Genomic DNA, 22,180 nt, shown 5'->3' on the forward strand with positions numbered 1-22,180 from the left:
CGTCACCAATCACCCGTCCGTCACCAATCACCAATCACCAATCACCGCTTACTCCCCCTTCATAGAAAAATATCTGGGAATGGTAAAGCTGAAGGTCGTTCCTTCCTTGTCGTTGCTGGTGAAGGAAACGCTTCCCTTCAGGTAGCGCTCGCCGAACAGCTTGATGCTGTAAGTGCCGATACCTCTCCCTTCGGCCGACTTGGTGCTGAACGAACGCTGAAACATCTGCAGCTGTACATCCTCCGACATAACTCCCGGATTGTTGACCATGAAGGTGATGGATTCCTCGTCTTCGGTGCATGAAAGGGTAACCGTCTCTCCAGGGGCGCAGGCTTCCAGGGCGTTTTTGACCATATTTCCCAGGATCCGTCGCAGAATGGCAGCATCGGTGATGATGTTGGCATTGGTCGAACAGTTCAGTACCAGGTTTCGCCCTTCAGCCACCTCATGGTTTGCATAAAGGGTTTGCACCTCCTGCAGCAGCCTTGGCACATCCACCATGCCCGGGTCCGGCCTGAACTCCCCCTTTTCCGCAGCAAGCAGGTGCCGCTGGTAGACGATCTCATCAATCAGTCTGGCAGAGAGGCTTACCATCGACTCCTTATAGTATTTCTCGTCCTCGGCAGTCTGCAGCATTCCCTTGGCCAGCACCTCGGCCATGCCGCGAATCCCTCCCGCCGTATTGATCACATCATGGAAGAAGACCTGTTCCAGCACCTTCCGTCGCTTCTCGGCACTTATGTCCTTCAGAACGAAAAGGATCAGCTGCAGGTCGCCTATTTTCAAGGGAGAAACAACCACTTCAAGATCCAGGGCGCTCCACTGGCCGTTGTCGATGGTAATGCGGTACTCCTTCGCCACCTGGGCGTTGGTCTGCTCGCTTTCGATAATGGACAGGACTGCCGCACATTTCTGGCAGTGCCTGCCGGAGCCGCAACCATCAGGGTTCTGGTCGGCATGGATACAGTGCAGCGCCTCGCCAGGCTTGAGGCCGACGAGCATCTGCGGATCATCTATGCCGAAGGCATGTAGCAATCGGCTGTTGACGGCCAGCACCTGGTACTGCCGGTCAAGGACCAGCACGTAATCGGGTATCGCCTCGATCATGGCGGGAATGGCGCTTTCAAGAAGCAGTTTGCGCCGCCCATCATCTTTGGCGGCGGTTATGTTGAGTCTTTTCGCTGCTGGTAACGGGGTTGTTTTCGTAACTTCCACCAGTTCGCTCATGTAAGCAACCTCATTTTTACGGGTAAAGCATCAGAACAAATTTATGCAAATGAATCTAACAATAGGGGAGGGGTAAGGTCAAGATGAAAGAAGGGGTGCATATTTCGTAAATATGGCTGGAAACGATAGAAGTTGCGGAAGATTTTACTGGCTTATCGGTGGCAGCGGCTAAAATGATGACGTCCGCTATTTTTTCCATGCGTTGATTTTCTCGAAAACAGATTCAAGAGGTGCCGCGACAAGTTCTCCCCGTTCGTAAGCATCGATGCGCTCTTCAGATTCTGCAGCCCAAAGACGGTCGAGCCGCTCTTTGCCGGAAAACTCGAAACTGGAGAGCAGTTCCTCTACCAGTGCCGCCCGTTCTATGGGAGGCAAAGCAAGGGCTTCTGCCAGGACATCTTTTTTAGAGTGCATAAGTACCTCCGTTCATAATCATGTTAAACACAATCTAGCATAACGCACCGCAGTTGGAAACCGGGGTGTTAGAAATATTTTTATGAAAAAGACGTATTCTGTCGCAATGCACGGTTACACTGTGTCTGAAAAAAATAAGAAATAAATAATGTGGTTTGGATCATTTTGGGCTTGTAAGGGGGCGGGGGATGGGACTATAAAAAGGCTGCTGTTGGGCTAAGTGATTGGAAGGACTGTAAAATTTTTTTACACTGTAAAGATTTTTTACAGCTGTTGGGATAATGCTTCTTAATGCGATGTAAGGAGTGGGCTTTGGAAAGTTATTTCCGGTATTGGGGGAAGGCGGAGAAGGAGGGGGATGGTTATCACCTGTTGCCGTATCACTGTCTGGATGTGGCGGCGGTGGGGCGGTTGGTGGGATGCCAGCCCGGCTATTCGTCATGGGTTTAAGCAACACAATGATTTGCTTGAAGAGCAGCTTAGGGCATGGGTTCTGTTCTATATTGCTCTGCATGATTACGGAAAGCTCGATGCGCGCTTTCAATTACGGGTTATGCCGCTTTGGAAGTCGCTCTATCCGAATGCAAACAATTATCAGGTGCTCCCTAGTATTCTGGAATGCAAAAGCTATTACCATGGCGAGGGTGGTCTTTCCTGGTTCATTCAGGATAATGCGGCGAAGTTAAGTGGAGGAGTATTGCAGAGGGAGGATGTCGGATGGGATTTCCTTGACCAGATGGAAACCTCTTTTGGTACATGGGATTTGTGGAAACCGTGGATTGAATCGGTAACCGGACACCACGGTCATATCAAGTCTGCCGATTGCGTTCCTGAAACAGCAATTTCCTCAGCATGCGACAAGCGTTTGGGAGAAGTTGACCGTTTGGCTCGGAGAGAATGGCTGCATGCTGTGGAATCCCTATTCCTTTCGCCAGTCGGGCTTTCTCTTACCGATACACCTCCTATATATTCCCCTCTCATGGCAGGTTTTTGCTCTGTTGCTGACTGGCTTGGTTCCCGTTGTGATGACGAAAATTTTTCTTATTGCAGGGAAGAACTGAATTTACAGACATATTTTGAGGAGCGTTACGTTTCTGATGCGTCAAGAACTTTACAGATTGCCGGTGTCATTGGGCAACCTAAATTCTATGAAGGCGTCAACGCTTTACTCGACAAAAAGAACACACCACGATCACTGCAAACATTGGTAGATGATTTACCGCTGGAAACCGGTCTTTCGCTGGTAGAAGCTCCCACTGGCAGCGGCAAGACTGAAGCAGCTCTGGCCTATGCTTGGCGGCTTGTTGCCGCTGGCCTGGCCGATTCCATCGTATTTGCCCTGCCAACACAGGCCACAGCAAATGCCATGCTGGGACGGTTGGAGCGAGTTGCTCCCCTTTTGTTTGCTGACAAGCCCAATCTCTTACTCGCCCACGGCTTGGCTCGTTTCAATAAAGCCTTCACAAATATTAAACACTGCGCAATCGAAGGGTATGACTCCCAGGAAGATGGTTGGGTGCAGTGCAGCCAGTGGCTGGCGGAAAGCCGAAAGCGGGTTTTTCTGGGTCAAATTGGTGTCTGCACTGTGGATCAGGTGCTGGTGTCGGTGCTACCAGTTAAGCACCGCTTTGTGCGAGGCTTCGGCATTGGCAGAAGTGTGCTGATCATAGATGAGGTACACGCCTATGATGCATACATGTACGGCCTGCTGGAAGAGGTTTTGCGGCAGCAAAAGTCCTCGGGAGGATCGGCAATCCTCCTGTCGGCAACGCTACCGGAGCGTCAGCGCAAGCAACTCTGCTCTGCTTGGGGAGTTAATCCGGGGAAACAGGAAGAGAAAGCGCCGTATCCGTTAATTACCTGGACCGATGGAGCTGAGCCACATTTTCATGAACTTGATCCTGTGCAGTTACCGGAAAATGTGGCGGTCAAAGTGGAGCCTATCCTTATTGAAGGATTACTACCCGATGAAACCTTGCTCCGCAGGATCATTGCCGCAGCCGGGGCCGGGGCGCAGGTGGCGATTGTCTGCAATCTGGTGAACCTGGCGCAAGGGCTTGTCCGCACATTGCGAGACATGACCGGTTTGCCGGTTGACCTGTTTCATGCCCGCTACTGCTATCGCCATCGACAGGAAAAAGAGCTGGACGTCATTGACCGGTTTGGCCTTGGCGGAGACCGTGAAACGGGAAGAATCCTGGTAGCAACGCAAGTTGTTGAACAGTCGCTGGATATTGATTTTGATTGGCTTATAACTCAGCTCTGCCCGGTAGACCTTCTGTTTCAGCGGATGGGGCGGCTGCATCGACATCATCGACCGGGTAAGCGTCCGGAAGGTTTTGAAAAGCCGCTTTGTACAGTGCTGTTGCCAGAGGGGGATGATTTCGGCTTACACGGGGTTATCTATACCAATACCCGCGTTCTCTGGCGGACAGCGAAAAAGCTTGTTGCAGAGCCTGATGGAGAGATTCTTTTCCCCAAGGCGTACCGTGACTGGATAGAGTCGGTATATCAGGAAGATGGCTGGGAAAATGAGCCGGTGGCAGTGACAGAGGGTTACGAAAAATTCAAATACGAAATCGAGGAAATCAAACGGTACAAGGCGCGGTACATGGTAGACACGGCCATGAATCCGTTCAATGACACTGACGACAAGGTTCTTGCCGTCACTAGGGACGGTGATATGAATCTTTCGGTTGTGCCGTTCTGTCGTACAGCTCAGGGGCGGATGCTCATGGATGGGACAGTTTTCGAGACGTTGGACGAACTCAGGCAACTTGAGGCGTTGTCATTGAATAGTGTCGGAGTACCGAAGTCATGGAAGTATGATTTGGAAAAATCTGACGAAGGGAGGTTCTGGCTTGAGATGGAACAGGAGGGGGAAGGTTACCGGGGAGTGTCTAAAGGGGTGACTTTTCGCTATCACAAAGACATGGGACTGGAGAGAGAGAAATGAATCTTTTGATCGATCAGTGGATACCGGTCCGTCCGCCTGACAGCGGTGGGGCTATTAAGATCTCTCTGCGCGAACTGCTGTGCGGAGAAGCGAAGTGGGAGTTATGTCTCCCACGAGATGACATGGAGCTTGCGGCAATGCAGTTATTGATCTGCATTACCCAGGCGCTTTTTACGCCGAAAGACGGCAAGGAGTTGCAGACCCGTATTTCAAGGCCCATTACAGCAGAAGAATATGAAACAGCTACTCTGAATTTTGCCGACTGGTTTTGTGTTGATCACCCAAAGCAGCCATTCATGCAGGTTCGTGGGGTAGCTGCCAAGGACCCGACGCCGATGGATAAGCTGCTGGCCGGGGTGACGGGCGCAACTAACAGTTGTTTCGTGAATCAGGCTGGATTGGCAGATGGCTTGTGCGGTGGTTGCGCGGCGATTGTTCTGTTCAACCAGGCTTCGTGTGCACCGAGCTTTGGTGGCGGGTTCAAGGCTGGATTGCGTGGCAGCGCACCGATTACAACATTAGCGCAAGGTGATCATCTGCGGCGAACTGTCTGGCTCAATGTGCTGCATGAAGAAGAGCTGGTGTTGAATTTCCCATGGCATAGGGATACTTTGCAGCAAAAGCCTACCTGGATTGAACCGTTGAAAGCGGGAGAGACCATTCCGGCGCAGAGAATTGGCGTTATTCGAGGTTTGTTATGGCAACCGGCGCATATTGAGCTTCTGCCACCTGTGGCGGCAGAGACATGTTCATGCTGCGGCTGCCGTACTGACAAGGCGTATGTCGCATTCAATAAGGCAAAATTCAGCTACACGGTTTCAGGTACATGGCCACACCCCCATTCACCCCGCATCATGACCAGCAAGAAAGGTGAGATGGAAGAAAAATTTGCTTCCTTTACAACTTCGGCGCCTGTCTGGACACAGCTAAGTCGTTTTGTAGTTCAGCAGCAGCTTGATAAGACCAATACCGACGGTCAACAACCTGCGGCAGTCATTATGCAGGCGCGCAAAATTCTTCCTCCTCAGCTGCAAAAACTCCACTTGCTGATTGGTGGTTACCGTAACAATCAGGCTTCGGTTCTTGAACGACGACATGAGGTTTTTACGTTGAATCATGGGTGGGACAAACATTCGGGAGTTATCGGTGAATTGGTTTCCTTAGGACGTGGTTATCGGGATGCTTTGTACAAGGCAGTGTTCGTTTTTGTAAATGGTGTAAAGGATGTGAAAGGCGCAGGCGTGAAAATTAATCAAGCTGCAGAAGCCCAATTCTACCGCCGCTCCGAGCCGACCATCGAAGAAACGCTGGCACGGATAGATTTTGCCGATCCTGCACCGGAACTGGCGAGAATGCGTGCTTCATTAAAGTCAATAGCTACTGATCTTTTCCGTGAAGCTACTCGTCCCTATCTGAATGATCCGCAATTGATCAAAACGCTGGCGGTTGCCCGGCGAACGCTCTTCAAGCATTTAAATAATCTGGAACCACAACAGAATAAAGGAGGGGTCAATGGAACAGCAGAAATTCCCTGATTTCATGGCGCTCTATCACGCCTGGGAGCAGTTGGCGAATGGGCCGAAAGCCGAATTGCGACGCGTCGCCAGGCCCGAAGAGCTGCTTGAGGTGCCGACCTTTTATCGGCTGTTCAGCGGGAAAGCCATTCAGAATGGGAGAAACAGGCATACCAGCGATTGATTTTCTGTTTGCCGCACATCAGGCACACTAACGATGGGGTTGGGCTGGGCAAGGCATTAACCAGGGGAAAAAATGTCAGTGAAAAACGCCTGTTTCAGGTAGTTCGTTCGGATTCGCCCAACGACATGATCCAACTCCGCCGCATTGTGCAGATGGTGGAACCGTCCGTAAACTGGACCTTGGCGGCGAAAACCCTCTGGTACTGGAACGACCGGAGCAAACGCGATCTTCTGGAAGACTATTTTCTCAATCAACCCAAGTAAGCAAAACTCATATACGAAAGGAATAAGCCATGAAGAATTTCATCAATTTTCACATCCTCATTTCCCACAGCCCGTCCTGTCTCAATCGTGATGATATGAACATGCAGAAGTCGGCCATCTTTGGCGGTAAGCGGCGGGTGCGTGTTTCCAGCCAAAGCTTGAAGCGAACCATGCGCAAGAGCAAGTATTATGCTGACAATCTTGGCGAGGCGACCATCCGGACCAAGCATCTTGGCGACTTGAAAGCTTGTCTTGTCGAGCGTCTCGCCGGTCGGTTTGATGCTGAGTTGATTGGTAAAACTCTGGCGCTGCTGACGGTAAAGGATTTGAAAGCAGAGGTCGCGGTTGAAGGGGATGCCGTTGCACCATGGGCTGTTGAAGAGTTTGCGTGGTTCTGTGAACAGGTCAAGAAAGGGCTCGAACAGGGGCTTGATGAAAAAGGGCTTGCCAAGCAGATCAAGGATCAAGCCGAGGCCATGCGGCAAGCGCTGGCAAAAGGGCTTGATATAGCGCTTTCCGGGCGGATGGCGACATCAGGGCTATTGAGTGAACTTGGCAAGGTTGACGGCGCTCTTGCTGTCGCCCATGCCATTACCACCCACACTGTTGATGCAGATATTGACTGGTTTACTGCTGTTGACGATCTTCAGGAACTCGGTTCTGGTCACCTTGATACCCAGGAGTTTTCCAGCGGTGTGTTTTATCGTTATGCCAGTCTTAATGTTGATCAGTTGCAAAGGAATCTGGGCAATGCGCCGCGTGAAAAGGCGCTGGAGATCGCCGCTCATGTGCTGCATCTGATAGCGACGGTAGTTCCTTCCGCCAAGCAGCAGAGTTTTGCCGCCCACAATCTGGCTGATCTGGCAATGGTATCGTTTTCCGACATGCCGATCTCTCTTGCCAATGCCTTTGAAGAGCCGGTCAAGGCATCTTCAGGGTTTCTGAAGCCATCAATTAGGGCACTACAAGATTACCGGCAGGCAGTCCATACCGGATATGGCCTTGATGAGCGGTGCGGCCAGTTTGCGCTCTTTGCTGAAGTTCCCGAAGGGGTAAAAGCGGCGAAGACTCTGGATGAGTTGAAGACATGGGTGAAATCCGACGGAAAGGGGTAAACCATGGGCGACTATCTTATTTTAAAACTGCATGGCCCCATGCAGGCGTGGGGTGAGCACAGCTTTGAGGGGTTGCGACCTTCAGCAAACTTCCCGACGCGAAGTGCTCTACTCGGACTTCTCGGGGCATGCCTCGGTATTAGCCGTATTGAACGGGATCGTTTGCAGGCATTGGCGGATAGCGTCGGTATGGCGGTAAGGGTTGATGAGCGCCGTGTTCCCCGCAAGAACGGATCAGTGCAAACGGTTCGCATGGTGAAAATGACCGATTACCACACGGTCAAAGATGCTCGCGAGGATTACACTGGCCTGAAGAGCCATGAAACCATCCAGACGTGGCGCGAATATCTTTACGACGCCGAATTTACCGTGACGCTCTGGTGCCGCTCCGATGCCGAAGTGTCTATTGCCGAACTGGAAAAAGCGGTTCAGCAGCCGCTTTTTACGCCATATCTAGGGCGGCGCAGTTGTCCCCTTGCCAGACCATTGTTTCATGCCCGTATAACGGCAAAAAGTGTGGTAGATGCACTGCAAACAGTTGCCCCGCAAGGCGGTACGATCTACAGCGAGGAAAAGGTTAGCGATACGATGAAGCGGGTTCGCGATGTACCGTTGATCCAGCAACCGCGCCAGTTTGCCGGGCGTAACCTCTATGTTCTGGGAGGTGGCCATGTATCTGAGTAAAGTCATGATCAGCGGTGCAGCCTGCCACAACCCCTATGAAATACATCGCGCACTGTGGAAGCTGTTTCCTGAAGATGCGAAGGCAGAGCGGGATTTTCTGTTTCGAGTAGGGCAGTCGGACCGCAATAAAGTAGAGGTTTTGCTGCAGTCCCTGCGCAAGCCGGAGCTATCTATAGAAACGGCGCAAATACTGGGGTGCAAGGAGTATCCGCTGACATTGCAAGAAGGGCAGCGATTACGCTTTTTCCTGGTCGCCAATCCGATCAAAATGATCAACGACGAAGGCGGCAGGAAGAATGCATCTGGCGAACCCAAAAAGTGCCGAGTGCCCCTTGTAAAAGAAGAAGACCAGCGAGCATGGATCGAACGGAAGTTTCAAGATGTTGCTCAGTTGGAAAATCTTGTCATCGACCCGGTATTTCCGCTTCGTTTTAGGAAGAATAAGGAAAATAGAGTCGGTAAGATTCAACAGGTTAGTTTTCAGGGTGTTTTTAATGTAACAGGCCCGGATGCATTGGCTGCGTTGGTTAAAACCGGCATCGGCCCGGCTAAGGCCTTCGGTTGCGGATTGTTGTCCCTGGCGCGGGCATAATACCAAAGGCGGGCGGCCACATGGGGCCGCCCCTACGGCATCGGTATGCCATTGAACCGGGCGAACACAAGGTTCGCCCCTACGGGTGAACATGAGATACGATCCAGACATCCATCATCGCCATTCCATTCGGCTACAGAAATATGACTACGCTGCCGTTGGGGCTTATTCCGTCACCATTTGCACCCAGGGGCGTGAATGCATTTTCGGGGACATTACAAACGGCGAAATGCATCACAACGATGCCGGCCGGATGGTGAGGGAATGGTGGCTGAAATTGCCGGATAAATTCCCCGGCGTCATGTTGGATGAATACGTGATCATGCCCAACCATTTCCACGGAATTATCGTCATGTCCGGTAGGGGCGAACCTTGTGTTCGCCCGCCTTTGGGTGTTGCTTTGGGTTTTGCCGAACCTTGTGTTCGCCCTGATCCGATTGCCATTGAAAAACCGGGCGATCACAAGGATCGCCCCTACGGAACACGGGACAATTCGTTGGGGCGGATTGTACAGGCGTTTAAATCACTGACCACCGTTGAATATACGCGGGGTGTGCAGACGTTTCATTGGCCGTCGTTCCCCGGCCGGCTCTGGCAGCGGAATTTTTACGAACGGGTCATCAGGGACGAGGCCGAATTGGCCGCTATTCGGGAATATATCCAAGCCAATCCGGCAACGTGGGCGGATGATGAGGAACGTCCGGAATCTGTCTGAACCGGCAGCGGCCACCATCGTTGGGACAATTCATGAATTGCTCCTACCATCGGCCGTCCGCAGGGTGGCAATCGGCAGGAAAAGGTGCAATGGGTGTGATGGCAGGGGCATGAAACCGTATCGTTCATAGAATGATTTGGCGTTGTCGTCTTTGGCATCGACGAATAGGCCGATCAACCCGGCATGATCGGCAATGATGATGGTGCGGTGAATAGCTTCAGCCAGAAGCAGTTCGCCGTACCCTTTGCCCTGATGCCTGCGTGAGACGGCAAGTCTGCCAAGCCGTACCGCCGGAAGACCATGGGCCGGATATTTTTTGACATAACCTGCGGGCAGCCTGTCTACCTGAATCTCGCCGAGTGTCAACGTGAAGAAACCGAGAATCCGTGTGTCTTCTTCAGTGAGCACAAACGTGCGGGAGATGCCTTTTTCTCCATGTTGTCGGGCAGTTGCTTTGAGAAAGACATTAAGTTCTGGAACGCCGCAATCGAAACCGGCCCTGTCGTGTTCGCGGGAAAGTGGGGCGATTACCGGCACGAGAGGTCCTTGCGCCGCTGCATGGCGGTTTTCAGCTTCTCGTTCGGTTCCGGCGGGTTATCAATGAGATCGAAGACCTTTTTTGCTGCTGCCGTCGAAAGTCTAACGACCCGTTCCTGCTCCAGGATGGCGTTGGCCTTTTCCAGTGCCGATTGCACCAGGAACTGGTTAAGAGTCGCGCCTACCGCCTGGGCAGCTTCGAGGACTTTTTCATAGACCGCCGCGGGCATGCGGGCGGGTATTCTTTCTTCTGCTATGTTCTTTGCCATAGGGAACCTCCGAATGAAAAGGTACCAAAATGGCGCCATTTGGCAAATAATAATTATTAGATATACTTCCATGAGAAATGAGGCAACCCATGACCGAACCAATCCTCCCCCCATTGAAACCGCTTCCCATCAAGGACCGCATCTCCGTGGTCTATGTGGAGCGGGGTAATCTGGATGTTATCGACGGTGCCTTTGTCGTGGTCGATGTGACCGGCGTCCGCACCCATATTCCCATCGGCACCGTAGCCTGCTTGATGCTGGAACCAGGGGCGCGTGTCTCCCATGCGGCAGTGGTATTGGCGGCGCGGGTGGGCTGCCTTCTCGTCTGGATTGGCGAGGCGGGGGTGCGGCTCTATGCGGCAGGCCAGCCGGGCGGAGCACGGTCGGATAGGCTCCTTTATCAGGCAAAACTTGCCCTGGACGATTCGGCCAGGCTGAAGGTGGTTCGCAAGATGTATGCGCTACGCTTCAGGGAAGAGCCGCCGGAGCGGCGCAGCGTGGAACAGTTGCGCGGCATCGAAGGAGTGCGGGTACGCAAGATGTACGAGCTGCTGGCGAAGCAGCATGGCGTGGAGTGGAAGCGTCGCAATTATGACTATAGCGAATGGGAAAGCGGCGATGTGCCGAACCGCTGCCTGTCGTCAGCAACCGCCTGTATCTATGGCATCTGCGAGGCTGCTATCCTGGCAGCCGGCTATGCTCCGGCGGTCGGTTTTATCCATACGGGCAAACCCCAGTCGTTTGTCTACGATGTGGCCGATATCTTCAAATTCGACACCGTGGTGCCGGTGGCTTTTCGTATTGCCGCCAAGAATCCGCGCAATCCGGAACGTGAGGTGCGGCTGGCCTGCCGTGACGTCTTCCGACAGAGTAAGATTCTGGACAGGATAATCCCTACCATCGAGGAAGTGCTTGCCGCCGGGGAACTGGAACGACCCAAGGCCCACGAAGAGGCGGTGGAGATTGCCATTCCCAACAAGGAGGGCCTGGGCGATGCTGGTCATCGTGGTTGAAAATGTGCCGCCCCGCTTACGTGGACGGCTAGGCTTATGGCTGGTCGAGGTCCGGGCTGGGGTCTATGTGGGAGATGTGTCCCGGCGTGTGCGGGAGATGATCTGGAACAATCTGGAAAAGGGGGTCGAGGATGGGAATGCCGTTATGGCCTGGACGTCCAATAATGAATCGGGTTTCGATTTTCTGACGTTGGGCGAAAATCGAAGAATGCCGGTTGAGATGGACGGAATCAAACTGGTGTCATTCCTGCCGGAAAACGGACGAGATAACGCCGCTGCCGAGCCCTGAAAAACGGCATGGTTGCAGCGAGAAAAATCGGTAGAATTTTGCTCTTTGAAAATCGATAGTAATTTCAAAGTGATACAGGAAGTATGTTCCCCGCACACGCGGGGATGAACCGGAACGACCGTCGATATAGACGTTGGCGTTGGTATGTTCCCCGCACACGCGGGGATGAACCGGTCACCGCCCTCAATATGGAGATTCCCGAAGAATGTTCCCCGCACACGCGGGGATGAACCGTTATTTCGTTAACTATACACATACGCAATACAATGTTCCCCGCACACGCGGGGATGAACCGCAGCACAGGAAGCCGTTATTTTTACGTATGAAATGTTCCCCGCACACGCGGGGATGAACCGGTCGGCCGTCGCTTTTGGCTGTACATGAGTTATGTTCCCCGCACACGCGGGGATGAACCGGCTAACACCAACACCTGTAAACGGGGTTCCTTATGTTCCCCGCACACGCGGGGATGAACCGGCCACAACAGCAACGGAAGTTATTCAGGCCCAATGTTCCCCGCACACGCGGGGATGAACCGGCGTTAGTTGTTACGGCCACATGGAAGCCGGGATGTTCCCCGCACACGCGGGGATGAACCGCTTAAAGCCCCTGTTTATGCGGGTTTGCAGTGATGTTCCCCGCACACGCGGGGATGAACCGCCCTATTGAATTCTACATGGAATGGGCCAGTGATGTTCCCCGCACACGCGGGGATGAACCGTTCCGGGGAAATACCATTCGAAACCGTTATAAATGTTCCCCGCACACGCGGGGATGAACCGTGGTAAAGGCTTTCTGCATTTATAACGGTTTCATGTTCCCCGCACACGCGGGGATGAACCGTTGGGGTCGAAACTTGTTGAAGGCCACGAGGGATGTTCCCCGCACACGCGGGGATGAACCGCTTTGTTACTTCGTTGTGAATGAAGTGGTAAAATGTTCCCCGCACACGCGGGGATGAACCGCCGTACCGTGTTTTTATTAACCCTTATTACCTATGTTCCCCGCACACGCGGGGATGAACCCTAAAACCCCTGTTTATGCAGGTTTGCAGTGAAATGTTCCCCGCACACGCGGGGATGAACCGGGTAACATATAGGTATAATATCGATATATGTAATGTTCCCCGCACACGCGGGGATGAACCGTTAGCAGCTTAAATTTCCTTGAATTTATTACTATGTTCCCCGCACACGCGGGGATGAACCGGCCCCATCCTTCCATAAATGCCTTACAGTGGCATGTTCCCCGCACACGCGGGATGAACCGTTATTTCGTTAACTATACACATACGCAATACACATGTTCCCCGCACACGCGGGGATGAACCGAAAATTTTCAAAACTATTCCAGCGTCTACAAAATGTTCCCCGCACACGCGGGGATGAACCGGAACCGGGCTTTTAATGGCGGGAACACGTTGTATGTTCCCCGCACACGCGGGGATGAACCGCGATGGCAATTCCTGTGCAGCACCATATATTGATGTTCCCCGCACACGCGGGGATGAACCGCCCACATACTACACTAAATGTATCGACAACTAATGTTCCCCGCACACGCGGGGATGAACCGTATGCCCGTTTAATTTCTTCCATGTTGTGTTCATGTTCCCCGCACACGCGGGGATGAACCGTTAACGAAATAACTTAACGAAAGGGCAACCAAATGTTCCCCGCACACGCGGGATGAACCGGCGGCGTTGACGATGGTGCGCAGCTCGACACCATGTTCCCCGCACACGCGGGGATGAACCGCTTATGGCCATTGAGTGACAATGATGACGTCCATGTTCCCCGCACACGCGGGGATGAACCGAAGCCAAAATCAAGGAATTATCCCAGGCCATGATGTTCCCCGCACACGCGGGGATGAACCGAACATGAAATTGGAGGAACTAGTGAACTATCAATGTTCCCCGCACACGCGGGGATGAACCGGTAAATGAATTACAAGGACGACTTTGTAACCGATGTTCCCCGCACACGCGGGGATGAACCGGGGGGGCCGATGATGCGGAGTGATGTACTGATATGTTCCCCGCACACGCGGGGATGAACCGTGGATCAGTGACAGGGTGACGGTCGATAAATTATGTTCCCCGCACACGCGGGGATGAACCGGTAGCGGTGCAGCCTATACGGGGATATCCCATGTTCCCCGCACACGCGGGGATGAACCGGTGCTGCAACCGGCCCAGCCGGAGCGGCTTTTATGTTCCCCGCACACGCGGGGATGAACCGGTGAGTCCCAGGGAGTTGATAGCCAGCTCCAGATGTTCCCCGCACACGCGGGGATGAACCGGCGCTCCAGGAGGCTGCTGCAAGGTGGAGAAATGTTCCCCGCACACGCGGGGATGAACCGGGCTGTTGCGGGTAGTACCGACAAGGTGTAATATGTTCCCCGCACACGCGGGATGAACCGTTGCCGCTCTGACAAGAATCCGCGCTCCCGGTATGTTCCCCGCACACGCGGGGATGAACCGCGCCCCGGCTTCAAGAGCAAGCATGACCACTTATGTTCCCCGCACACGCGGGGATGAACCGAGTTGTCCATACCCGGCAGGCAGTCAGAATGAATGTTCCCCGCACACGCGGGGATGAACCGGTATAGAAGCCCCTGTTTGGCAGCCTTATTTCATGTTCCCCGCACACGCGGGATGAACCGTTCTTTGTGGGTAGCAGGCCCAGCAGGAGCTTATGTTCCCCGCACACGCGGGGATGAACCGGGCGCGTTCGGGGAAGGCGAAATCGTCTTTGAATGTTCCCCGCACACGCGGGGATGAACCGCAGATGGACGCCCTTATCGGCGCACTGAAAGAATGTTCCCCGCACACGCGGGGATGAACCGGAAAGGGGCAATTGTCAGTAAATCAGCAAAGCATGTTCCCCGCACACGCGGGGATGAACCGTCTCAGGGTCGGGGCCGATAAGGGATAGACACATGTTCCCCGCACACGCGGGGATGAACCGCAACAGCGGTTTACGGCGTCTAAGGACTCAGAATGTTCCCCGCACACGCGGGGATGAACCGACTTCGGCGCTATCCAGTGCCGACAATGATTCATGTTCCCCGCACACGCGGGGATGAACCGGAAGGTGGGAGACGGTGTGGCCTCACGAACTTATGTTCCCCGCACACGCGGGGATGAACCGGTCAACCGTCACCGGTGGACAGGGCCGGGGGCATGTTCCCCGCACACGCGGGGATGAACCGGAACGGGAGCAAAAGGGCGATATGTGGAACCTATGTTCCCCGCACACGCGGGGATGAACCGCTTTAGCGCCAGTAGCACCAAACTCAATACAGATGTTCCCCGCACACGCGGGGATGAACCGGTCAGCTGGCCGATATTGCCGTCGTTGATCAAATGTTCCCCGCACACGCGGGGATGAACCGGTTTTATCCGATATAAAAAAGGAGAAACAGAAATGTTCCCCGCACACGCGGGGATGAACCGGGTCGGGTCGCTGCCTATACCCGTAGCATTGCATGTTCCCCGCACACGCGGGGATGAACCGTTTTCCGACTACGCCAACTCCGACCCCTGGGATGTTCCCCGCACACGCGGGGATGAACCGAAGCTGCCACCCTGGGGGACTGATCGAAGGCATGTTCCCCGCACACGCGGGATGAACCGACCGTCTCGGCCTGCACCACAAGGTTATGGATATGTTCCCCGCACACGCGGGGATGAACCGGTAGTTGGCGCAGTTATCGGCCCGGCCAATTGATGTTCCCCGCACACGCGGGGATGAACCGCTCAATGGCGTTGAGGCTTGAGCCCGTTCGGATGTTCCCCGCACACGCGGGGATGAACCGATATAGCTGGGTTGTATGGCCCTGGCTCTGGCATGTTCCCCGCACACGCGGGGATGAACCGGTTTGCCCCGGCATCGTATACATAATTAATGTATGTTCCCCGCACACGCGGGGATGAACCGTTTGAGCGACACGCGACGACCCGCCAGACGCTATGTTCCCCGCACACGCGGGGATGAACCGGTAGGAGCTAACATCCTGTATGACCTGGAAATATGTTCCCCGCACACGCGGGGATGAACCGCATGTAATTACAGATAGTTACAATAACAAAAAATGTTCCCCGCACACGCGGGGATGAACCGCGGTCCTTGCGGCTGAACGCGCCGCTGGCCTTATGTTCCCCGCACACGCGGGGATGAACCGTTAAACAGCTCGCCATAGGCGGCAATGGCGGCATGTTCCCCGCACACGCGGGGATGAACCGGACTACAACCGCATCAGCAGCGCGTTGTCACCATGTTCCCCGCACACGCGGGGATGAACCGAGGTAGGGGAAGTGTCGGTACCGGTAAAATATATGTTCCCCGCACACGCGGGGATGAACCGAAAAAGCAGATCAGGCTCTACGAACGCAACGAATGTTCCCCGCACACGCGGGGATGAACCGGGCAACTGGATGGCAGGCGGCCAGGCAATCGGATGTTCCCCGCACACGCGGGGATGAACCGTTTTTACGCCTGGCGCGGCTGGAAGAAAAGCGATGTTCCCCGCACACGCGGGGATGAACCGATGCTATGAGCCTCCGATGGACAGACGAAGATATGTTCCCCGCACACGCGGGGATGAACCGCAGGATCTTATTGCCAATCTGCCGCTTATCTGATGTTCCCCGCACACGCGGGGATGAACCGTAGTCATAGGTCTGGCTGGCCCGGTTCGTCCAATGTTCCCCGCACACGCGGGGATGAACCGAAATCCCGTCTGTAAAGGCGGGCGAGGATTGAACCCCAGCGGGGCGCCACTGCCGACCATAAATCGCCCAGATGTTAAAGCAGCCCCAGCACTCCCTTGAGGCTCTTCTCCACCGTTGCCATTTCTTCTGGGGTGAGGCTGGTCAAAGGGCCATCGCCGAAACGGTCTAGATCGAGGGCTCTTGGCTGGTCGACGACGACCTGGCAAGGCTTGAGCAGCCGGTCTCGCGGCTCGATCATGATGCGCCAGAGTTTGAAGGATGGGTAAACTTGTGTGGTAAGTGGCAGAATAACCACCATCGGCGTGCCTCTTGCCGTAAGGGCGTTATCCTGGATGACCAGAACAGGCCTTATTTTGTCGATTTCACGACCGCGTCCGGGGTTGAGGTTGGCTGTCCATATCTCGCCGCGCCGCTTCATTTCCACCACCGCTCGCTTGTTTCCTCGGGGCAGGGTTCACCAGGCTTGCGACCTTCGGCGATATCGAGGGCCTCGTTGTCCAGTGGAAGGAATTCTTCGGTGATTTTGATGGATTCGTTGCGGATGGCCTCGTTTGCATAGCCAGCGCTGGCTTCGGCCACCAGTTCGGCCATGAAACGTTCTTTTTCACGGCGGGTAATGTACTCGGATATGGCCTGGCGGGCTACTTCTGATCTGGGCAGGCCCTCCCGATTAGCTTCTTCATTCAGTCGATGATCAAGATCTTCGGGCAGGCGCAGGCTCAATGCGGGCATAAGTTACTCCTGTATTCTGTTATGTAATACATTCTGTATCCCAATTTGTTTTGCCTGTCAATATTTGCCAGGTTACGCGGGGATGAACCGCAGTTTGTCCTTAACATCCTGCCGAAACTGACATCCGGTAGGGGCGAACTTATGTTCGCCCGCCTTTGGGTTTTGCCGAACCTTGTGTTCGCCCTGATCTGATTGCTATTGAAAAACCGGGCGATCACAAGGATCGCCCCTACGGACACGGGATAATTCGTTGGGGCGGATTTGTACAGGCGTTTTAAGGCGATCCGAGGATTGAAACAACGTGGCGGCGGGTGTAAGTGGGGCGTAGCCTTACCCAGGTGCCCCTAACGGTATGCCTTGTCGTGCTGGACGTGCAGGCTGACGAGCACAATGGTCGGCCCTTTCAATAGGCAAGTGATGGCGCGGGCGCTGCCGGTGACGCGGAGAGAATAAAGCTGCTGGTTGGTGGCCGGCTCGATCATGCCGTATGTAGCCCGGACACATGGGGATGAATACTGTGATATTTCCACGGCATCGTCGCCATGTCGGTAGGGGCGAACCTTGTGTTCGCCCGCCTTTGGGTGTTGCCTATTGAAAAACCGGGCGATCGCAAGGATCGCCCTACGAAACACGGGACTATTGAAAAACTGGGCGGCCACATGGGGCCGCCCCTACGGGGGGTTACCCGACGATCTCGTTCAATCCTTCCACCACCTGGTTTGTCTCTTCCGGGCTGGCTTCGGCGATTTTCTTGCCGATCCGTTCCACGGAGAGGGTGCGGATCTGGCTGATCTTGACCCAGGATTGTTTGGGCAGGGCAGGTGAGGCAAGTTTCAGGGTGAGGGGGAAACCAGCCCGTTGAGGCTGACTGGTGATGGCAACGGCAATGACCGTGCCGGAGCGGGAGTTGAAGACATCATGGCTGAGTATGAGTACTGGTCTCATACCGGCCTGTTCGTTGCCCCGCACCGGGTTCAGATCGGCCCAGCGGATGTCGCCTCTCAGTATTCTGGCCATTGGTCGATCTCCTCCCCCATTCCTTCTTCGGCTATGGCCTTTTCCTGAATCGGGTCCAGCAGGGCGCATTCCCTGGCCAGGCGGTTGTGTTTCATTCGGGCGAGTTTTTCCACCACCGCTTCTTCGATGACGCGACTGCGGTTGGGGAACAGGCGCTGTTTGACCAGAAGATCGACCTCAGCGAGAGTTTCTTCATCAAATGTGACAGCCAGCTTTGCCTTTGCCATAAAAGCCTCCTTCGGGTTGGTATGATAATATGTCATACTATTTATGTCGTCAAGCTCCAGGAAAACATATTTCGCCGCCGAGCGCTCACCCAAGGTCTCACTACACCGGCGCGTGAAAAGGAAGGCGGCTGATCTACAACCTGCTTCGATCAGCCGCCCGTCTGTCCACCCTTAGTTTTCATCCGGAAAGGGTGCTTTTTTTCCTAGCGCGTCAATCTGCTGGCTTTCTTGCACAATGTCGCACGGTCAGATGTTCCAGCAACAGCAGGGTCAGCCCCACCGCCATGACTGAGATAAAGCTGCTGCGGCCGGTTTCCACTACGAGATAGAGGGGGTAAAAGAGGACCGGCAGGGCAATGTTGATCCAGTTGTAGTCTGGCCGGGTGTGGCCGGTGATCCTGCCCAGGATGAGGATCAGCGCCGAAATGGTGGAGGCTCCCAGGGCAAGGTGGATCAGTATCGGTGGCGGGCTATCCCCCAGAAGCGTCCGCACCGTTTCCGGCAGGGCGTCGAGAAGCTGTGCATCCCGTACAGTCAGCGCGCAGAGGCTTATGCCGAGAAAGAGGATCATTCCCCACAATCCACGGTGGGACGGAGCGGCGATGGTCGGCAGATTTTTCTCCTGTTTCATGTTGGTTATATGGATGGTCATGGCATCCTCCTTTCCCGGTCTATAAAGGATTATCGTTTAATGGTGACCCTCGGCCTCATCCCCTTCGGTCTCTTCCCAGCCGCTCCACATGGGCTTTATGTATGCCATGGGGGTGTGCCCCAGGGTCGCCAGGTAAATATGGGTGAAGAGGAAGGCGCACAGGGAGCAGGCGAGCAGGAAATGGACGGCGACGAGGATCTTCAGGCCGCCGCTTAACAGCACCAGCTCGCGCAGCGGCGTTACGTTCATGAGCAGAATGCCGGTCAGGGCCACCAGCGGCATGAGCACGAACATGATGGCCAGGTAGGCCGACTTCTGCATGGGGTTGAACTTGTTGTCCGGCGTGGCGTGATGGGGGCTGGGATCGCCGCGGAAGTACCTGAAGAAATAGAAGAATGCCTGGCGCACCAGCCCGTATTTGAGCTCGTCGGGATTGGCACATAGATCTTCGCCAGCTTCCCCGATAGTTTGTAGTAGAAAAACCAGAGGGAGAAGGAGAGGGAGACGACGATGCCGGCGGTATTATGGAGCATGATGCCGTCTTGTAGCTGCCGAAGATGGCCATAAATTCGGGAAAGCGAATCTGAACGCCGGTTACGCAGAGGGTGACGATGCCCAGGGCATTGAGCCAGTGCCATATGCGTACCGGGGTCGGCTGCAGGTAGATCATCCTCTTTTCACTCATGGCGATGACTCCTTTCTTTTCTGTTTTTTCGTGTCAGAAATCGCAGGAAGCCGTGCCCCACCGGCATTACCAGCTCCGGCGATGATTGCCAGGCCGATCCTGTCCAAAGTCCCGTTGCGGGTGGCTCCAGTCATATAGAAATCCGGTGTGCTTCCCAGCGCCTCGAGGACGGCTCCCTTTTCCACGTCAAGGCGGGTGAAGGTGCCGTTTTTCTCCGGCAGTGCCAGGGTGCTCCTCTGCATGGCCCGTGGACCTGATGCGTGGCAGAAGGTGCAGTCCCAGCGATTATCCAGGGTCTGAAAGTCATGGGTCACCTTCTCGGGAACCATCACCCCCTGGAGCCTGAACAGCCTCTGATCCTGCTTTTCGTTGAACAGCCGCAGTTCCGCCAGGGAAATATATGTATCGCCGTTGGTGTCGACCAGCGAGCGAATATCCTTTCCTCCTGCCAGCTTGTTCAGCTCTGGGAATGTGGCCGGCCTGAACTCGCCATAGCGGTTGTCCCCATCCCTCTTTATGACATGGAGGGTGATCAGGTAGTTCTCAGAAGCGGTGTGGCATGTGACGCAAGGGAGCATGCCCAGGTGCAGATCTGCCTGGGGCAGCCATGTTGCATGCCGGGCTTCCATGCTTTCCCGATTGTGGCAGCCGGCGCACATCCTGTTCATTTCCTGGCCGGATATCTCCTGGGGGGCGCTGACCCGGTGGGGGGTGTGGCAGTCTCGGCAGGAGGCCTTGGCGGCGTGCTTGCTGCGGGCATATTCCCCGGCCGTGTCACCGTGGCATTGGCTGCAGTCCGATCTTTTCGAGGCGATGCCGTCGGCCGGATGTTTTGGTGAAACCGTGTCGTGGCAGGCGACACAGCCGATCCTGGCGTGACTGGTGTGGCTGTACTGCTCGTGATCGATGACATAGCGTGCGCCGATGGTTTTGCTATTTTCATGGCAGACCAGGCAGTTGCCGCTTTTGCCGTCCGTGCTGCCATAGGAAAAACTCTCGGCGCCGGCACTGGTGGCCACGGCACAGAAAACAAGGCCGGCAAGTGTAAGCAAGATATTCAAGGGTGCAATTTCTATATCTTTCACGGTTTACCTCCTCACAAAATAGTTAGTTTCCATACCCCCTCTGTCCCCCCTATTCCATAGGGGGGAAGCGAACGTAGGTGAGCAGGGGGGTCATCGATTCTCTCCATTGTCACCGGTGACGGCCTCTTTTGCAGCCAGTTGCGCTCTTCTCTGGCTGATGCGGGTGCGGAAGATGGGCAGCAGCTGGCCGACAACAATCAGGGCGCAGAAAGCAAGAAAGATGATGACAGCCAGGCCGCTGCCGTCCTCCCTTGGCTCTCCTGCCGCGAAAGTGGAGGTGGCTGTTCCTGCAACTACCCCAATGATTTCAGCTTTTAGTCTCATGGTCTGTTCCTCCCTGGAAATTTAATCGATCCGGTTCTTGGCAAAGTTTTTCTTCAGGGCGCAACTGACTGCCTGGTGCAGCTCTTCCCGGTCGGCTGGAGCGGCTGGTTTAAAGGCGTGATAAAAAATGCCCTCTTGCCTGATTTTCCTGGCAACCGACAGGGGCATTTCGTCGGAAACGACAATTATGGCCAGCTGCCGGTTGCATTTTTTCAGGAGAGGAATCAGGTCGGCAGAAGCGAGTTTGCCATCGAAATCATCTCCAAGAAGAATTACGGGGATGTGCTTTTCAACGATGCTGCAGAAGGCATGGATAGCGGAATCGGTTGTTTCTACCTGGTAACCCGCCTGTCGGAAATACTCAGCGATCTGGTTACGGAATTCATTGTCCCTGTCGGCTATGAGGATTTCCCGCTCGTTCATGGTCTTCTCCTTCAGAGTTCTTTTTCCTTGCGCAGCGCGTTGTAGACACCCTTGGCCATGGCGCCGAAGAGCATCAGCCCCGGCACCAGCTGCAGGGCAATGATGGCGCCGATGAAGAAGATGAAGAGATTGCCCAGCATCCCGCTATCGGCGGGCATATTTGCCACCCCCGCCACGAGCAGGGTGCCGGTTGCAATCAGCCCCACTATCAGGCGCTGGCGATTTTCCAGGTTTTGCTGTTTTCGGCTGGATTTTTCATGACGCTCTCCTTTCGTGAGTTGCGTTGGTCTCAACCAAGGTAGAGCAACGGTAATGCCACAATTAATTCAAATTAATTTTTTACGTAGTAGCGTGTAACTTCAGGTGGTTATAGCGATGGTGGGGCGGCGAGAGTAATCAGGACAATTCCTGCGGATGGATTGAATCTAACGAAGGTTTTGATGAATGTATCGTGTTATCAATTGGTTAGACCATTCCTGCATTATGGGAAATTCCCGTTATCCAGGAACGATCCCTGCTAGGAGT

Annotated in this window: 24 protein-coding genes, 1 pseudogene and 5 CRISPR repeat arrays; of the genes and pseudogenes, 10 read left to right on the forward strand and 15 right to left on the reverse strand. The window is 54.4% G+C overall.

Features of this window, described 5'->3' with window-relative positions; all coding sequences use genetic code 11:
- Nucleotides 1–48 precede the first annotated feature (48 nt).
- Both JCM15764_RS18290 and JCM15764_RS18295 read right to left on the reverse strand, forming a co-directional pair.
- Nucleotides 49–1,227, reverse strand: a complete 1,179-nt coding sequence (locus JCM15764_RS18290; RefSeq protein ID WP_054698263.1) for a PAS domain-containing sensor histidine kinase — start codon at nt 1,225–1,227, stop codon at nt 49–51.
- 186 nt (nt 1,228–1,413) lie between these two features.
- Complete coding sequence (locus tag JCM15764_RS18295) at nt 1,414–1,641, reverse strand: addiction module protein (protein ID WP_054698265.1); 228 nt, start codon at nt 1,639–1,641, stop codon at nt 1,414–1,416.
- 291 nt (nt 1,642–1,932) lie between these two features.
- On the opposite strand from JCM15764_RS18295, the pseudogene cas3 reads away from it, so the two are divergent.
- From cas3 to JCM15764_RS18330, 8 genes and pseudogenes are all read left to right on the forward strand, one after another.
- Nucleotides 1,933–4,597, forward strand: a pseudogene (gene cas3, locus JCM15764_RS18300) (CRISPR-associated helicase/endonuclease Cas3).
- Entirely contained in the window at nt 4,594–6,132 is a 1,539-nt protein-coding gene (gene casA, locus JCM15764_RS18305) for a type I-E CRISPR-associated protein Cse1/CasA (RefSeq protein ID WP_054698266.1), read from the forward strand. The pseudogene cas3 and the gene casA overlap by 4 nt, the downstream one beginning before the upstream one ends.
- A complete protein-coding gene (locus JCM15764_RS25080; RefSeq protein WP_243689386.1) occupies nt 6,110–6,295 on the forward strand; it encodes a hypothetical protein in 186 nt (61 codons plus the stop codon). The genes casA and JCM15764_RS25080 overlap by 23 nt, the downstream gene beginning before the upstream one ends.
- Nucleotides 6,296–6,303: 8 nt before the next feature.
- Nucleotides 6,304–6,558, forward strand: coding sequence for a type I-E CRISPR-associated protein Cse2/CasB (casB, locus tag JCM15764_RS25085; RefSeq protein WP_243689387.1), 255 nt, complete (start codon nt 6,304–6,306; stop codon nt 6,556–6,558).
- Nucleotides 6,559–6,587: 29 nt separating this feature from the next.
- Nucleotides 6,588–7,673: a type I-E CRISPR-associated protein Cas7/Cse4/CasC gene (cas7e, locus tag JCM15764_RS18315; protein ID WP_054698269.1), complete on the forward strand. Its 1,086-nt coding sequence runs from the start codon at nt 6,588–6,590 to the stop codon at nt 7,671–7,673.
- A 3-nt stretch (nt 7,674–7,676) separates the two neighbouring features.
- Nucleotides 7,677–8,357, forward strand: coding sequence for a type I-E CRISPR-associated protein Cas5/CasD (cas5e, locus tag JCM15764_RS18320; protein WP_054698271.1), 681 nt, complete (start codon nt 7,677–7,679; stop codon nt 8,355–8,357).
- Nucleotides 8,344–8,949, forward strand: a complete 606-nt coding sequence (cas6e, locus tag JCM15764_RS18325) for a type I-E CRISPR-associated protein Cas6/Cse3/CasE (protein ID WP_054698273.1) — start codon at nt 8,344–8,346, stop codon at nt 8,947–8,949. The genes cas5e and cas6e overlap by 14 nt, the downstream gene beginning before the upstream one ends.
- Nucleotides 8,950–9,040: 91 nt before the next feature.
- The gene (locus JCM15764_RS18330) at nt 9,041–9,664 is read left to right on the forward strand and encodes a transposase (RefSeq protein ID WP_054698299.1); all 624 of its coding nucleotides are present in this window, start codon (nt 9,041–9,043) and stop codon (nt 9,662–9,664) included.
- A gap of 30 nt (nt 9,665–9,694) precedes the next feature.
- Here JCM15764_RS18330 and JCM15764_RS18335 read toward each other — a convergent pair whose 3' ends face one another.
- Both JCM15764_RS18335 and JCM15764_RS18340 read right to left on the reverse strand, forming a co-directional pair.
- Entirely contained in the window at nt 9,695–10,201 is a 507-nt protein-coding gene (locus JCM15764_RS18335) for a GNAT family N-acetyltransferase (protein WP_054698275.1), read from the reverse strand.
- A complete protein-coding gene (locus JCM15764_RS18340; protein WP_054698277.1) occupies nt 10,192–10,470 on the reverse strand; it encodes a type II toxin-antitoxin system TacA family antitoxin in 279 nt (92 codons plus the stop codon). Before JCM15764_RS18340 ends, JCM15764_RS18335 begins: the two co-directional genes overlap by 10 nt.
- Nucleotides 10,471–10,559: 89 nt before the next feature.
- Here JCM15764_RS18340 and cas1e point away from each other — a divergent pair, with 89 nt between their 5' ends.
- Entirely contained in the window at nt 10,560–11,483 is a 924-nt protein-coding gene (gene cas1e / locus JCM15764_RS18345; protein WP_243689388.1) for a type I-E CRISPR-associated endonuclease Cas1e, read from the forward strand.
- On the forward strand, nt 11,464–11,772 hold the full coding sequence (gene cas2e, locus JCM15764_RS18350) for a type I-E CRISPR-associated endoribonuclease Cas2e (protein WP_054698279.1): 309 nt from the start codon (nt 11,464–11,466) through the stop codon (nt 11,770–11,772). The genes cas1e and cas2e overlap by 20 nt, the downstream gene beginning before the upstream one ends.
- Nucleotides 11,773–11,855: 83 nt before the next feature.
- Nucleotides 11,856–12,982: a CRISPR direct-repeat array (repeat unit 29 nt; unit sequence ATGTTCCCCGCACACGCGGGGATGAACCG).
- A 92-nt stretch (nt 12,983–13,074) separates the two neighbouring features.
- Nucleotides 13,075–13,409: direct repeats of the CRISPR family, unit length 29 nt; unit sequence ATGTTCCCCGCACACGCGGGGATGAACCG.
- A 91-nt stretch (nt 13,410–13,500) separates the two neighbouring features.
- Nucleotides 13,501–14,137: a CRISPR direct-repeat array (repeat unit 29 nt; unit sequence ATGTTCCCCGCACACGCGGGGATGAACCG).
- A 334-nt stretch (nt 14,138–14,471) separates the two neighbouring features.
- Nucleotides 14,472–15,354: direct repeats of the CRISPR family, unit length 29 nt; unit sequence ATGTTCCCCGCACACGCGGGGATGAACCG.
- Between the two features lie 90 nt (nt 15,355–15,444).
- Nucleotides 15,445–16,509: a CRISPR direct-repeat array (repeat unit 29 nt; unit sequence ATGTTCCCCGCACACGCGGGGATGAACCG).
- A gap of 74 nt (nt 16,510–16,583) precedes the next feature.
- Here cas2e and JCM15764_RS18355 read toward each other — a convergent pair.
- The 11 genes from JCM15764_RS18355 to JCM15764_RS18405 all read right to left on the reverse strand — a co-directional run bounded on the left by JCM15764_RS18355 (nt 16,584) and on the right by JCM15764_RS18405 (nt 21,861).
- The gene (locus tag JCM15764_RS18355; RefSeq protein ID WP_243689389.1) at nt 16,584–16,928 is read right to left on the reverse strand and encodes a type II toxin-antitoxin system PemK/MazF family toxin; all 345 of its coding nucleotides are present in this window, start codon (nt 16,926–16,928) and stop codon (nt 16,584–16,586) included.
- Nucleotides 16,925–17,242, reverse strand: coding sequence for a ribbon-helix-helix protein, CopG family (locus tag JCM15764_RS18360; RefSeq protein ID WP_054698283.1), 318 nt, complete (start codon nt 17,240–17,242; stop codon nt 16,925–16,927). The genes JCM15764_RS18355 and JCM15764_RS18360 overlap by 4 nt, the downstream gene beginning before the upstream one ends.
- A gap of 344 nt (nt 17,243–17,586) precedes the next feature.
- Nucleotides 17,587–17,772: a hypothetical protein gene (locus JCM15764_RS25090; protein ID WP_243689390.1), complete on the reverse strand. Its 186-nt coding sequence runs from the start codon at nt 17,770–17,772 to the stop codon at nt 17,587–17,589.
- Nucleotides 17,773–17,923: 151 nt separating this feature from the next.
- On the reverse strand, nt 17,924–18,259 hold the full coding sequence (locus JCM15764_RS18370) for a type II toxin-antitoxin system PemK/MazF family toxin (protein WP_054698287.1): 336 nt from the start codon (nt 18,257–18,259) through the stop codon (nt 17,924–17,926).
- Nucleotides 18,244–18,486: a CopG family ribbon-helix-helix protein gene (locus JCM15764_RS18375; protein WP_054698289.1), complete on the reverse strand. Its 243-nt coding sequence runs from the start codon at nt 18,484–18,486 to the stop codon at nt 18,244–18,246. Before JCM15764_RS18375 ends, JCM15764_RS18370 begins: the two co-directional genes overlap by 16 nt.
- 211 nt (nt 18,487–18,697) lie before the next feature.
- Nucleotides 18,698–19,138: a hypothetical protein gene (locus JCM15764_RS18380; protein WP_054698291.1), complete on the reverse strand. Its 441-nt coding sequence runs from the start codon at nt 19,136–19,138 to the stop codon at nt 18,698–18,700.
- Nucleotides 19,139–19,174: 36 nt separating this feature from the next.
- A complete protein-coding gene (locus JCM15764_RS30270; RefSeq protein WP_279384549.1) occupies nt 19,175–19,546 on the reverse strand; it encodes a cytochrome b/b6 domain-containing protein in 372 nt (123 codons plus the stop codon).
- Nucleotides 19,547–19,819: 273 nt separating this feature from the next.
- Complete coding sequence (locus tag JCM15764_RS18390) at nt 19,820–20,908, reverse strand: cytochrome c3 family protein (protein WP_243689391.1); 1,089 nt, start codon at nt 20,906–20,908, stop codon at nt 19,820–19,822.
- 90 nt (nt 20,909–20,998) lie between these two features.
- Nucleotides 20,999–21,232 carry a hypothetical protein gene (locus JCM15764_RS18395; RefSeq protein WP_054698293.1) on the reverse strand — a complete coding sequence of 78 codons (234 nt, stop codon included), beginning with the start codon at nt 21,230–21,232 and terminating at the stop codon, nt 20,999–21,001.
- Between the two features lie 21 nt (nt 21,233–21,253).
- On the reverse strand, nt 21,254–21,655 hold the full coding sequence (locus JCM15764_RS18400) for a response regulator (protein ID WP_054698296.1): 402 nt from the start codon (nt 21,653–21,655) through the stop codon (nt 21,254–21,256).
- A gap of 11 nt (nt 21,656–21,666) precedes the next feature.
- Complete coding sequence (locus JCM15764_RS18405) at nt 21,667–21,861, reverse strand: hypothetical protein (protein ID WP_243689392.1); 195 nt, start codon at nt 21,859–21,861, stop codon at nt 21,667–21,669.
- Nucleotides 21,862–22,180 lie beyond the last annotated feature (319 nt).

Origin of the sequence: Geotalea toluenoxydans JCM 15764 (assembly GCF_001311985.1) — a bacterium.
Lineage (GTDB): Bacteria > Desulfobacterota > Desulfuromonadia > Geobacterales > Geobacteraceae > Geotalea > Geotalea toluenoxydans.